Raw genomic sequence first — 12,578 nt, forward strand, 5'->3', positions numbered from 1 at the left:
AGAAACTACTGCGTGATCAGTGCACGTCCTTCCAGTATTCGCGCTTGAGCAAGTAGGCGAACACGAAGAAGAAAGCCAGGTACAGCAGGACATAGGTGCCGATGCGCTGACTTTCCAGTTTGACCGGGTTGGCCGAATAGGCCAGGAAGGTCACCAGGTTCTTGACCTTCTCGTCGAACTGCTCGGGCGTCAGGGTACCGGATTTCGGCTCGATGGTCAGCTGGTCACAGGCTTCATGGGTCAAAGGACTGCCAGTCAGCGGGTCGAACTGCTTCTTGCCGTCGACCACTGTCTGGATCTGCTTGCACCCAATCACCTGGTTGCCCTGCAGCCCGACCAGCACATTGGGCATGCCCACGTTCGGGAAGACCTTGTTGTTCACCCCATAAGGGCGCGACTTGTCTTCGTAGAAGCTGTGCAGGTAGCTGTACAGCCAATCGTTACCCCGCACTCGGGCGACCAACGTGAGATCGGGCGGCGCCGCACCGAACCAGGTCTTGGCATCGCTGGGCTGCATGCCGATCTTCATGTGATCGCCAATCTTGGCCCCCGTGAACACCAGCTTTTCGAGCATCAGCTCGTGGGGGATGCCGAGGTCATCGGCAACCCGCTCGTAACGCTGGAACTTGGCGCTGTGGCAACCCATGCAATAGTTGGCGAAGGTTCGCGCCCCATCCTGCAACGCGGCCTTGTCGGTCAGGTCGATATCGACCTTCTGCAGCTCCACACCCTGCTCGGCAGCAAAGGATAAGGCAGGCATCAATGCCAGGAACATTACTGCAATAAACTTTTTCATCAGCCAGTCACCCTTTCCGGAACCGGTTTTGTCTTCTCGAGCCTTGTGTAGAACGGCATCAGCAGGAAGTAGGCGAAATACAGCACGGTGCAGACCTGGGACAGCAGGGTCCGACCGGGCGTAGGCGCCAGTACACCGAGCACGCCGAGAATGATGAAGGCCACGCAGAACACCAGCAGGAAGATCTTGCTCAACCAGCCCTTGTAGCGCATGGAGCGCACCGGACTGCGATCGAGCCAGGGCAACACGAACAGCACCGCGATCGCCGCGCCCATGGCGATGACACCGAACAGCTTGTCAGGCACCGCCCGCAGGATCGCGTAGAAGGGCGTGAAGTACCACACCGGCGCAATGTGCTCAGGCGTCTTGAAGGCGTTGGCCTGCTCGAAGTTCGGTTTTTCCAGGAAATAGCCACCCATTTCCGGGAAGAAGAACACCACAGCACAGAACACGAAGAGGAATACCACGACCCCGACGATATCTTTCACCGTGTAGTACGGGTGGAAGGGGATGCCATCCAGCGGTACGCCGTTTTCGTCCTTGTGCTTCTTGATGTCGACACCGTCCGGGTTGTTCGAACCTACCTCGTGCAGGGCCAGGATATGCAGTACCACAAGCCCGAGAATGACGATCGGCAGCGCTACCACATGCAAGGCGAAGAAGCGGTTCAGGGTGATGCCGGAGATCAGGTAGTCACCACGGATCCATTGAGTAAGGTCATCGCCGATCACCGGAATGGCACCGAACAGCGAGATGATCACCTGGGCGCCCCAGTAGGACATCTGCCCCCAGGGCAGCAGGTAACCCATGAAGGCCTCGGCCATCAGCGCCAGGTAGATCAGCATGCCGAACAGCCACACCAGTTCACGGGGCTTCTGGTAGGAGCCGTAGAGCAACCCGCGGAACATGTGCAGGTAGACCACGATGAAGAACGCCGAGGCGCCGGTGGAGTGCAGATAGCGCAGGATCCAGCCGTACTCGACATCGCGCATGATGTACTCGACCGAGGCAAACGCCTCTTCTGCCGAGGGCGTGAAACTCATGGTCAGCCAGACTCCCGTGACGATCTGGTTGACCAGCACCAGCAGCGCGAGGGAGCCAAAGAAGTACAGGAAGTTGAAGTTCTTGGGCGCGTAATACTTGCTCAGGTGGTCTTCCCACATTTTCGTGGCGGGGAAGCGAGCGTCAATCCAGTCCATGAACTTGCTCATCATGCGTTCTCCTGATCGACGCCGATGACGATGATGTCGTCCGACTCGTACGAGTGCGGCGGCACTGGCAGATTGAGCGGGGCTGGCTGCGATTTGTAGACGCGACCAGCCAAATCGTAGTGCGAGCCATGGCAAGGGCAGAAATAGCCACCGACCCACTTCGGACCGAGGTCGGCGGGAGCGACTTCCGGACGGAAAGTCGGCGAGCACCCCAGGTGGGTGCACAAGCCAACGAGAATGAGGATTTCCGGCTTGATCGAGCGGACCTCGGGATCGACGTAGGTCGGCTGCACCGAAGCCTTGGACTCGGGGTCGGACAAGTCTGCGGTGATTTTTTTCAGATTGCCGAGGATCTCTTGCGTTCGCCGCACGATGAACACCGGTTGACCGCGCCATTCGGCAACCATCTGCTGCCCGGGCTCTACCTTGGCGATGTTGACCTTCACCGGTGCGCCAGCGGCTTTCGCCTTGGCACTGGGGAACCATGACCCCACGAACGGTACCGCAGCCCCCACTGCCCCCGCAGCCCCCACCACGGATGTGGCAGCTACGAGGAAGCGGCGCCGGCCTGCGTTGACGCCGTCATTGCTCATTCAGTCCTCTCCCATCAGCTTTCTTCTCGCCCGCTGGATCAGGCGTCTATTAGTAATGTCTGTGGCGCTAAAAATTGGCCGCCATGGTAAGAAACAAATCCACACACTGACAAGGTGATTACCCCTGGTTCGGGCTACAACCCTCGCTTTGCTTGATCTGCGTCTATGTGGCAACTCGGCCCGGACATGCTGACAGGTTAGTTCAAGACATAAAAAAAGCCCGGTTCCAGGGAACCGGGCTTTTTCGACTGCCGAAGCGGTATTAACGCTTGGAGTACTGAGGACGCTTACGCGCTTTACGCAGACCCACTTTCTTACGCTCGACTTCACGAGCGTCGCGGGTGACGTAGCCAGCACGACGCAGAGCGCCACGCAGGGTTTCGTCGTATTCCATCAGGGCGCGGGTGATACCGTGGCGGATAGCACCGGCCTGACCGCTGACACCACCACCGGCGACGGTGACGTAGATGTCGAACTTCTCAACGGTCTCGGTCAGTTCCAGCGGCTGGCGAACAACCATGCGAGCGGTTTCGCGGCCGAAGAAAGTGTCCAAAGGACGGTTGTTGATGGAGATGTTACCAGTACCCGGACGCAGGAAAACGCGAGCGGTTGCGGTCTTGCGACGGCCAGTGCCGTAATTTTGAGTCGCCGACATAATGAACTATCCCGTTAGATCTTCAGTTCTTGAGGCTGCTGAGCAGTGTGAGGGTGGGTAGCACCCGCGTACACTTTCAGCTTGCGGTACATGTCGCGACCCAGCGGGTTCTTCGGCAGCATGCCTTTGACCGCGGTCTCGATGACGCGCTCAGGGGCCTTGTCGATCAGCTTCTCGAAGCTGATTTCCTTGATGCCACCTGGGAAGCCGGAGTGGGAGTAGTACATCTTGTCCGAAGACTTGGCACCAGTTACACGAACCTGCTCGGCGTTGATGACGACGATGTAGTCGCCGGTGTCAACGTGAGGAGTGTACTCAGGCTTGTGTTTGCCGCGCAGACGGGTAGCGATTTCGGTAGCCAGACGACCCAGGGTCTGACCAGCGGCATCGATTACGAACCACTCGCGCTTTACTGTTTCCGGTTTAGCAGTAAAAGTTTTCATTCTCTAAAGCCTCAGAGGCCGCCCAGCGAAAAATAGACGGCGAATCTTACTGGATAGTGCACAACTTGCCAAGGGCAAGCGCGCAGCCGAGCACGGACGCTTTTGGGGGCTCGGGTCGGGCACGCCCATGATCGACGGGGTTCTTCCTGCGTGGTGGTGCATCACTTCCGCCACACGGAGAGGCCCAGCATTATCCAGATTGCGCAAAGATTTTCAACCTGCTTTGATGGTTTCTTTGTCCAGCAGAGAGCCTTCCGATGGAATACCGCAAGCTCGGCCGTACCGACCTCAACGTCAGCGCACTGTGCCTGGGCACCATGACCTGGGGTGAGCAGAACGTCCAGGATGAGGCCTTCGAGCAGATCGCCCTGGCCAAGACCGCCGGCATCAACTTCATCGATACCGCCGAAATGTACCCGGTGCCGCCGCGCCCGGAGACCTACGCGGCCACCGAACGCATCATCGGCAACTGGTTCGCCGCCAATGGCGACCGTGACGACTGGATCCTCGCCAGCAAAGTCGCCGGCCCCGGCAACGGCATCAGCCATATCCGCGACGGCCAGCTCAAGCACAACCGCCAGCACATCGTCGCCGCGCTGGACGAAAGCCTCAAGCGCCTGCAGACCGACCGCATCGACCTCTACCAACTGCACTGGCCGGAACGTTCGACCAACTTCTTCGGCAAGCTGGGCTACCAGCACCTGCCCAACGACCTGTTCACGCCGCTGGAGGAAACGCTGGAGGTGCTCGACGAGCAAGTGCGCGCCGGCAAGATCCGCCACATCGGCCTGTCCAACGAAACGCCGTGGGGCACCATGAAATTCCTGCACCTGGCCGAAGGCCGGGGCTGGCCACGGGCAGTGTCGATCCAGAACCCGTACAACCTGCTCAATCGCAGCTTCGAGGTGGGCCTGGCGGAAGTAGCGATCCGCGAGCAGTGCGGCCTGCTGGCTTATTCGCCGCTGGCCTTCGGCATGCTGTCGGGCAAGTACGAAAACGGCGCGCGCCCTGAAAACGCACGCCTGACCCTGTTCAGCCGCTTCGCCCGCTACTCCAACCCGCAGACCGTGGCCGCCTGCAGCCGCTACGTGCAATTGGCCCGCGAACATGGCCTGGATCCGGCACAGATGGCCCTGGCGTTCGTCACCCGCCAGCCGTTCGTGACCAGCAACATCATCGGGGCGACCAGCCTCGAGCAGTTGCGCAGCAACCTGGCAAGCATCGAACTGAAACTTGGCGACGAACTACTGGCGGCGATCGAGGCGATTCACCAGGGGCAGCCGAATCCGGCGCCTTGAGGCGATAGCATTGCTGCCTTCTTCGCAGGTAGGCCCGCGAAGAAGGCAGCGCATTTCTTCGGGGTAGACACAATCGCCAAAAAATAAGACGATCCAGCCGGTGATTGACCACTCTACCCTATAAGAACAATGACAATGATGTTTACCCAACCCTCCGCGTCGTTGCGGCGCGTCAGCATCCTGGCCATTGATAAGGTGTTCGCTTCGACACTGATGCAGGCCAAGGACTTCTTCCACCTGGCCAGCCTGCGTTACAGCAAGCAACTGGGCCTGGGGCTGCAATCGATGTTCGAAATTCACCTGGTGAGCCCTGACGGCCAGCCGGTGGACAGCTTCAGCGACGTACAACTCCCCGTGGACAGTGGCCTGGGTGACGCCGATGTGATCATCCTGCCGGCGTTCTGGGACGACTTCGACAACCTGCTCGCCCGATACCCGCAAGTCCTACCCTGGCTGCGTGAGCAGCACGCCCGTGGCGCCGTGCTGTGCGGTGAAGCCAGCGGCGTGTTCTGGCTCGCCGAGTCAGGCCTGCTCGATGGCAAGGAGGCGACCACCTACTGGCGTTTCTTCAACAGCTTCGCCGAACGCTTCCCCACCATCCGCCTGAATCAGGACAAGCACCTGACCGACGCCGACAACCTGTACTGCGCCGGCGGCACCACCTCGGCCTGCGACCTGTACATCTACCTGATCGAGCGCTTCTGCGGCGCCAACGTCGCGCGGGCGGTGGCTCGCGACATCCTCTACGAAGTGCAGCGCAACTACACGCCAGGGCGCATGGGCTTTGGCGGCCAGAAGCTGCACCAGGACCTGATCATCCTGCAGATCCAGCACTGGCTGGAGGAGCACTTCGCCGACAAGTTCCGCTTCGAGGACGTGGCGCGCAACCATGGCATGAGCATCCGCAACTTCATGCGCCGCTTCCAGAGCGCGACCGGGGACAAGCCACTGCACTACCTGCAGCGCCTGCGCATCGAGACAGCCAAGGGCTTGCTCTCGAGCACCCGCAAGAGCATCAAGACCATCAGTTATGAGGTGGGGTACGACGACGCGAGCTTCTTCGCCCGGCTCTTCCGCCAGCACACTGAACTGTCGCCGAACCAGTATCGGCAGCAGTTCATGCAGGAAGCCTGAGAACACCAGCCTCCCCTGGCAAGAGCGGGGCAAGCCCGTTCATGCCAGGGGACAGGTACTGCTTCAGGGTTTGTGCGCGCGCGCCAGGAACTCGTGGGACTGCATTTCCAGCAGTCGGCTGAGCGTACGCTGGAACTCGAAGCTCAGGCGTCCACCGGTGTACAGGTCCTTGAGCTCGACTTCGGCCGAAATGATCAGCTTGACGTTGCGATCATAGAACTCGTCGACCATGTTGATGAAGCGGCGGGCGATGTCGTCGGTGGTGACGCCCATCTGCTCGACATTACTCAACAGCACGGCATGGAAGATCTTGCCCAGCTCGATGTAGTCGTTCTGGCTACGCGGACCGTCGCACAGGGCGCGGAAGTCGAACCAGGCGACGTCGTCACAGGTGCGCAACGCGTGGATCTCGCGATTCTCGATCATCAGCACGTCGTTCTCGACCGCCTGGGTGCAATCGGGGGTCAGTGCCTTGAAACTGGCGCGCAGACTCTCGTGGGCAGCTTCGTTGAGCGGGAAGTGGAACAGCTCCGCCTGCTCCAGGTGGCGCAAGCGATAGTCGACGCCACTGTCGACGTTCACTACATCGGTGTACTGCTTGATCATGGCGATGGCCGGGAGGAAGCGCGCACGCTGCAGGCCGTCCTTGTACAGGCCGTCCGGCACGATGTTGGAGGTCGCCACCAACGAGACGCCGTTCTTGAACAGTTCTTCCATCAAGGTGCCGAGGATCATCGCATCGGTGATGTCGGACACGAAGAACTCATCGAAGCAGATCACCTTGGCTTCCTGGGAGAAGCGCTTGGCGATGATGGTCAGCGGGTTCTTCTCACCCTTGAGGGTTTTCATTTCCTCGTGCACACGCTTCATGAAGCGGTGGAAGTGGGTGCGCATCTTCTCCTTGAACGGCAGCGCCTCGAAGAAGGTGTCGACCAGATAGGTCTTGCCACGCCCTACCCCGCCCCAGAAATACAGGCCTTTGACCGGCGTCTGCTCCTTCTTGCCGAACAGCTTGCCGAACACGCCCGGCTTGTTGTTCTGCGCGGCGACCAGGTCGTCGTACAGGCGCTGCAAGTGACGCACAGCCGTTTCCTGCGCCGCGTCATGGAAGAAATCGGGGCGTTTCAGATCTGCTTGATATCGTTCTAGGGGCGTCATGATTCGTTAGCGAGGCAACAAAAAACGGGCCGTCACTGTAGCGACCGGCCCGCTTAATGGCAATCAGACTTGTGTCAATATGCCTCAGTCCTGCTGGGGCGCCAACGCCTCACGCAGGCTCAGCACCGCCGCATCACGGGCGCTTGCATCGGCGAACTGCGGCCCGTCGGCCACCTGCTCGCCATCGAGCCACAGGCTGAAGCCCAGGCCATCTACACGCACATCCGCCTCGCCACCCTGCTGCAGTTGCTTGCTCACCGCGCCTGCACTCTTGCCGTCGGCGAAGCTGCGCGACAGCAACAGTTGCTCGCCATCGGCGGCCAGCAGGCGGAAGCGGAAGCTGCCGTCTTCATCGCGGAAGCTGACGAAGCGCGCGCTCTTGGCGGCCTTCTTCTTCACTTCGGCGTTGACCTGGACGCTGCTGCGGAAGGAGCGCAGGCCCACCGACTCACGCAACTGCTCGAGGAACGGCGTGGCAATCTTGCGGGCCTTGGCGGCGCCGGCCAGGAGGATGTCTTCCAGGTCCGACGGCCGCGAGATCAGTTGATGGTAGTGCTCGCGCTTCTCGGCCAGCTGGCCGTCGAGCAACTGGAACAGGCGGCTTTTCGCCTCGCCCCAGCCCAGGCCCTGCAGCAGCTCTTCGCGGAACTCGCCGGCTTGTGCGGCGCTGGCAAAGGCCTGGTACAGGGTGAACAGGTGCGAGTTGTCCGGATCCTTCGCCTCGCCTGGGGCACGCGAATCGGTGACGATGCGCGAGATGGCGTCCTTCATGTCCTTGGCGCTGGTGAACAGCGGAATGGTGTTGTCGTAGCTCTTGGACATCTTGCGACCGTCCAGGCCCGGAAGCGTGGCCACGCTCTCCTCGATCACCGCCTCGGGCAGGACGAAGAACTCCTTGCCCTGGCCGAACAGGTGGTTGAAGCGCTGGCCGATGTCACGGGCCATTTCAACGTGCTGGATCTGGTCGCGACCGACCGGGACCTTGTGTGCGTTGAACATCAGGATGTCGGCAGCCATCAGCACCGGATAGCTGTACAAGCCCATGGACACACCGGCATCCGGGTCTTCGCCGTTTTCCAGGTTCTTGTCGACCGAGGCCTTGTAGGCGTGGGCACGATTGAGCAGGCCCTTGGCAGCCACGCAGGTCAGCAGCCAGGTCAGCTCGGGGATCTCGGGAATGTCGGACTGACGGTAGAACGTGACCTTGTCCGGATCCAGGCCACCGGCCAGCCAGGTGGCGGCGATTTCCAGGCGCGAGCGCTGGATGCGCAGCGGGTCGTCGCACTTGATCAGGGCGTGATAGTCGGCCAGGAAGTAGAACGAGTCGGCACCGGGCTGCTGGCTGGCGAGGATCGCCGGGCGGATGGCACCGGCGTAGTTGCCCAGGTGCGGAGTGCCGGTGGTGGTGATACCGGTGAGAATGCGCGTGGTCATGGGTGATCGCTTATTCAGGCTTGGCTCAGTTCGAAAGACGCGGCAGCACCAGATCCTTCAGATCGGTCAGCTTGCCATGGAAGAAATGTCCGCATTCTGCCACTTTCAGCAGCTCATGGGGGCGCGTCAGTGTGTCGGACCATTCATAGACCAGCGCAGGATCGACCACCTCGTCGGCGTCGGGCTGGACCACGGTGGTCGGGCACTGCTGCGCCAGCGGGAACTGCTCGGTCAGGCGCATCACCGCCGGGGCAATCATGAACAGATGTTGCAGCGTCACCCCGTCGGCCTCGAGGCGTCCGGCCAGGCTGGCGGCGACGAAGCCCCCGAACGAGAAGCCCATCAGTACCAGCGCCCGCTCAGGGTGTTTGTCGCGCAGCCAGGCCGCGGCGGCCTCGGCATCGGCCACTTCGCCAGCCCCCATGTCGTGGCTGCCGGCACTCTGGCCGACGCCACGGTAGTTGAAGCGCAGGGTGCTGTAGCCGGCATCGCGAGCCGTGCGTTGCAGCGTCGAGACCACCTTGTTGAGCATGGTGCCGCCCTGGACCGGGTTGGGGTGGCAGATCAGCACCACGCCGCGGGCATCGGCCACGTCCAGGTACAAGGCTTCCAGCGGGCCACTGGGGCCGTCGATGAACAAGGGGGTTTCGCGGACAAGCAAGGCACTACTCCGTGACCTCGAGGGGGGTCGATTCGTCTAGAGGGGGGAAATCTGTTCTGATTTGCGATTGCTCGCGGTATACAGCGCAGGTCTGAGCCGTTAACGTAAAGCAAAGCCGTTTATAGAGGAAGGACTCGTGGAACACTCGCTCCTTGTTTGGTTGCTGCCGACCCTGGCACTGGTCGTTGGTGTCGTCGTCGGTTTCGCCCTGGCCCGCCTTCTCCCCAACGCGGCTCCCAGCAGTACGCAACGCCAGCTGGATGACATCCAGCAGCGTTTCGACAATTACCAGAACGAAGTGGTCACCCACTTCAACAGCACTGCTTCGCTGGTCAAGAAACTGACCCAGAGCTACCAGGATGTGCAGGATCACCTGGCCGACGGGGCCAATCGCCTGGCCCTGGACGAACTGACCCGTCAGCGCCTGCTCGCTTCGTTGCACTCCGAAGCCGCGCAAGGTCCGCGCGATCGCCTGACACCGCCGAAGGATACCGCCGAAGTCCCACGCGACTACGCGCCCAAGGCGCCGAACTCGCCAGGCATGCTCGACGAGAGCTACGGCCTCAAGCGTTGACCCAGCAAGCATGACAAAGGCCGCTAAAAGCGGCCTTTTTTGTGCCCGTGAGAAGTGGCCATCACTCAACTCGAACACGGCTCCCGAGGGCCTGCCCAAGATCTGCCAGCAGGTCGTCGACATCCTCCAGGCCCACCGACAACCGCACCAACCCCTCGGAAATCCCATGCTGCGCCCGTTCCTCGGGCGTATAGCTCGAATGGGTCATGCTCGCCGGGTGCTGCGCCAGCGACTCGGCATCCCCCAGGCTCACTGCACGCCTGAACAGCTGCAACGCGTTCATGAAGCGTCGCCCCGCCTGGATGCCACCCTTGAGCTCGAACGCAATCATCCCGCCCGGCAAACGCATCTGCCGCTGCGCCAGGCCGAACTGCGCAAAGCTAGGCAGGCCCGGGTAATGAATCAGCTCGACCTGCGGATGACGCTCCAGGAACTGCGCCACGCGCAGGGCGTTGCTGCAATGGCGGTCCATGCGCAGGGCCAGGGTTTTCATACCGCGCATCAGCAGCGATGCGTCGTGCGGCGACAGCACGGCGCCGGTCATGTCCTTCAAGCCTTCCAGGCGAATGCGGTCGATCAGCGCCTTGCGCCCTACCACCAACCCGGCGGTGATATCGCCATGGCCACTGAGGTACTTGGTCGCCGAATGCACCACCAGGTCCGCGCCCAGCTCCAGCGGGCGTTGCAGATAGGGGGTGCAGTAGGTGTTGTCGATCACCACCAGCAGCTCATGCTGGCGCGCCACGCCCACCACTGCGGCGATGTCCACCAGGTGCATGTTGGGGTTGGCCGGGGTTTCGAAATAGATCATCCGTGTACTGGAGGTGATCGCCGCCTCGAGCGCAGCGGGATCGTTCAGATCGACATGTTTCACCTTGACGCCGAATTCGCCGATGCCATGGTGCAGGAAAGCGAAGGTGCAGCCATACAGGGTATCGCCGACGATAAGCTCATCACCGGGACGCAGCAGCGTCCACAGCGTTGAAGTGATGGCGCCCATCCCCGAGGCCAGCGCCAGGCCCGCCTCGCCACCTTCAAGCGAAGCCATGCGCTGCTCGAGCAGGGCCAGGGTCGGGTTGGAGATACGGCTGTAGAAATGCCCGGCCTGCTCGCCGGCAAAACAGGCCGCACCATACTCGACGCTTTCGAACGCGTAGGTCGCGTTCTGGTAGACCGGCGGCACCAGCGCACCACCGTGGGACTGCGGGTCGTAGCCATGGTGAATGGCCCGCGTGGAAAAACCGGTCTTGTCGACAGTGGCGCGCATGACAACAGCCTCCTTGTTGTTTGTTCTAAGCTTATGCCTTGGCACACCGGATTTTTTTCCAAATTGCCCCGTGAACATCGGCAGTTCTGGAACAAAAACAACAATCAGACCGAAAAAAGGGCATACCATGCCAGCCCCTCTCGACCGAACGGACCGCGCCCTGCTCGGCGCCCTGCAAGACAACGCCCGCCTCACCGTCGCCGACCTCGCCGACCAGGTCGCCCTGACCACCTCACCTTGCTGGCGTCGGGTAAAGCTGCTGGAGGAAGGCGGCTACATTACCGGCTACCAGGCCATCCTTTCGCCCAAGTCTCTGGGCTTTGGTGTCACTGCATTCGTCAGCATCATGATGGAATCGCACAACAAGGACGCTGCCCGCGCCTTCGAGAAGCGCCTGATGGAAATCCCGGAAATCGTCGCCTGCCATAACATCTCGGGGCGCTATGACTTTCTCCTGGAGGTCCTCGCGCGGGACCTGGAGTCTTTCGGCGAATTCGCCCGCGAAGTGCTGCAGACACTGCCCGGGGTGAAGGAAATCTATTCGAGCTTTTCGTACAAGGCGGTGAAGGAAAGGCGGGTGATTCCGGTGGGGGAGAAGCATATCTAGGCGTCTTGCAGTGGGTGCCAGCCCTGGACGACACCAGTAGCGGAGTTTTCTGACTCGCCACACGAAAACAACCCGCGCAGAACTCGGCAATCGGAATCTATTCCCTGGCTGACCAAGCGTTGATCATGGGGCACCTCACCCTGTCATGCACAAGGAGCACTAACAGCATGGCCACACCCATCCCCACTCACATTGCCCAAAAACTCGCCGGACACCATTTCACAAGCTTCGACCAGTTCTCCAGCACCTTCTGGATGACCATCGCCGAAGACCCGGTACTTTCGAAGCAATTTGTCGAATCGCAATTGAACCGAATCAAGAAAGGCTGGGCGCCTCGCGCGCCGTTCGGTGAAACGGCCAGAGGCTTGCGCTCCTACCAGATCTGCCACCTCTTGCCACCGGAGCTCAGCGCAGTGGTGTACGACATGGACAACATGCGGATCATGAGCGCCCTGCAATATGCGCTGTCCTCGGAGGTCGAGGAATGATCACCTTCAGGCAACAGCTGAACGACTACGCACCTGACGAGTTCGAATCACTGGTCGAAATGCTCATCACCGCACAAGGTTCGTCCGAGTTCCAGGATGGGTTGCTGGAGCACTTCATCGACATCACCTCTCATCCGCAGGGGTCAGACCTCATCTATCACCCTGAATCAGGCACCAGCGAGTCGGCGAACAGCATAGTTCAAAAGGTGATGACGTGGCGGCAGGCCAATGGGCTGGCCTGAATGGGTCTGGCCATCAA

General features: G+C 60.9%; 15 protein-coding genes. 6 read left to right on the top strand and 9 right to left on the bottom strand.

All coding sequences use genetic code 11. From position 1 onward, the window contains the following. Positions 1-16 precede the first annotated feature (16 nt). The 5 genes from AB688_RS23085 to rplM all read right to left on the bottom strand — a co-directional run bounded on the left by AB688_RS23085 (position 17) and on the right by rplM (position 3,698). Positions 17-796, bottom strand: coding sequence for a cytochrome c1 (locus AB688_RS23085; protein ID WP_054893992.1), 780 nt, complete (start codon positions 794-796; stop codon positions 17-19). Continuing rightward, positions 796-2,007, bottom strand: a complete 1,212-nt coding sequence (locus AB688_RS23090; RefSeq protein WP_054893991.1) for a cytochrome b — start codon at positions 2,005-2,007, stop codon at positions 796-798. The genes AB688_RS23085 and AB688_RS23090 overlap by 1 nt, the downstream gene beginning before the upstream one ends. Continuing rightward, entirely contained in the window at positions 2,007-2,600 is a 594-nt protein-coding gene (gene petA, locus AB688_RS23095; RefSeq protein WP_054893990.1) for a ubiquinol-cytochrome c reductase iron-sulfur subunit, read from the bottom strand. The genes AB688_RS23090 and petA overlap by 1 nt, the downstream gene beginning before the upstream one ends. 262 nt (positions 2,601-2,862) lie before the next feature. Further along, positions 2,863-3,255 carry a 30S ribosomal protein S9 gene (gene rpsI / locus AB688_RS23100; RefSeq protein WP_054893989.1) on the bottom strand — a complete coding sequence of 131 codons (393 nt, stop codon included), beginning with the start codon at positions 3,253-3,255 and terminating at the stop codon, positions 2,863-2,865. 14 nt (positions 3,256-3,269) lie between these two features. Continuing rightward, on the bottom strand, positions 3,270-3,698 hold the full coding sequence (gene rplM / locus AB688_RS23105; protein ID WP_054893988.1) for a 50S ribosomal protein L13: 429 nt from the start codon (positions 3,696-3,698) through the stop codon (positions 3,270-3,272). A gap of 257 nt (positions 3,699-3,955) precedes the next feature. On the opposite strand from rplM, the gene AB688_RS23110 reads away from it, so the two are divergent. After that, positions 3,956-4,996: an NADP(H)-dependent aldo-keto reductase gene (locus AB688_RS23110; RefSeq protein WP_063546020.1), complete on the top strand. Its 1,041-nt coding sequence runs from the start codon at positions 3,956-3,958 to the stop codon at positions 4,994-4,996. 237 nt (positions 4,997-5,233) lie between these two features. Next, positions 5,234-6,130, top strand: a complete 897-nt coding sequence (locus AB688_RS23115; protein WP_172964850.1) for a GlxA family transcriptional regulator — start codon at positions 5,234-5,236, stop codon at positions 6,128-6,130. 63 nt (positions 6,131-6,193) lie between these two features. On the opposite strand, the gene zapE is transcribed toward AB688_RS23115, so the two are convergent. From zapE to AB688_RS23130, 3 genes are all read right to left on the bottom strand, one after another. Next, positions 6,194-7,288 (bottom strand): cell division protein ZapE, encoded by a 1,095-nt coding sequence (gene zapE, locus AB688_RS23120; protein WP_054893986.1) that lies wholly within the window; start codon positions 7,286-7,288, stop codon positions 6,194-6,196. 84 nt (positions 7,289-7,372) lie between these two features. Continuing rightward, positions 7,373-8,722 carry a tryptophan--tRNA ligase gene (locus AB688_RS23125; protein WP_054893985.1) on the bottom strand — a complete coding sequence of 450 codons (1,350 nt, stop codon included), beginning with the start codon at positions 8,720-8,722 and terminating at the stop codon, positions 7,373-7,375. A gap of 25 nt (positions 8,723-8,747) precedes the next feature. Beyond that, complete coding sequence (locus AB688_RS23130; protein WP_063546021.1) at positions 8,748-9,383, bottom strand: alpha/beta hydrolase; 636 nt, start codon at positions 9,381-9,383, stop codon at positions 8,748-8,750. A 136-nt stretch (positions 9,384-9,519) separates the two neighbouring features. On the opposite strand from AB688_RS23130, the gene AB688_RS23135 reads away from it, so the two are divergent. Further along, the gene (locus AB688_RS23135) at positions 9,520-9,957 is read left to right on the top strand and encodes a YhcB family protein (protein ID WP_054893983.1); all 438 of its coding nucleotides are present in this window, start codon (positions 9,520-9,522) and stop codon (positions 9,955-9,957) included. A gap of 61 nt (positions 9,958-10,018) precedes the next feature. Here AB688_RS23135 and AB688_RS23140 read toward each other — a convergent pair whose 3' ends face one another. After that, on the bottom strand, positions 10,019-11,224 hold the full coding sequence (locus tag AB688_RS23140) for a methionine gamma-lyase (protein WP_063546022.1): 1,206 nt from the start codon (positions 11,222-11,224) through the stop codon (positions 10,019-10,021). A gap of 127 nt (positions 11,225-11,351) precedes the next feature. On the opposite strand from AB688_RS23140, the gene AB688_RS23145 reads away from it, so the two are divergent. The 3 genes from AB688_RS23145 (at position 11,352) to AB688_RS23155 (ending at position 12,561) form a co-directional block, all read left to right on the top strand. Then, positions 11,352-11,831: an Lrp/AsnC family transcriptional regulator gene (locus AB688_RS23145; RefSeq protein ID WP_054893981.1), complete on the top strand. Its 480-nt coding sequence runs from the start codon at positions 11,352-11,354 to the stop codon at positions 11,829-11,831. A 167-nt stretch (positions 11,832-11,998) separates the two neighbouring features. Then, complete coding sequence (locus AB688_RS23150; RefSeq protein ID WP_054893980.1) at positions 11,999-12,319, top strand: S-type Pyocin; 321 nt, start codon at positions 11,999-12,001, stop codon at positions 12,317-12,319. Next, complete coding sequence (locus tag AB688_RS23155; protein ID WP_063546023.1) at positions 12,316-12,561, top strand: bacteriocin immunity protein; 246 nt, start codon at positions 12,316-12,318, stop codon at positions 12,559-12,561. Before AB688_RS23150 ends, AB688_RS23155 begins: the two co-directional genes overlap by 4 nt. The last annotated feature ends 17 nt before the right edge of the window (positions 12,562-12,578 follow it).

The organism is Pseudomonas putida, from assembly GCF_001636055.1.
Lineage (GTDB): Bacteria > Pseudomonadota > Gammaproteobacteria > Pseudomonadales > Pseudomonadaceae > Aquipseudomonas > Aquipseudomonas machongensis.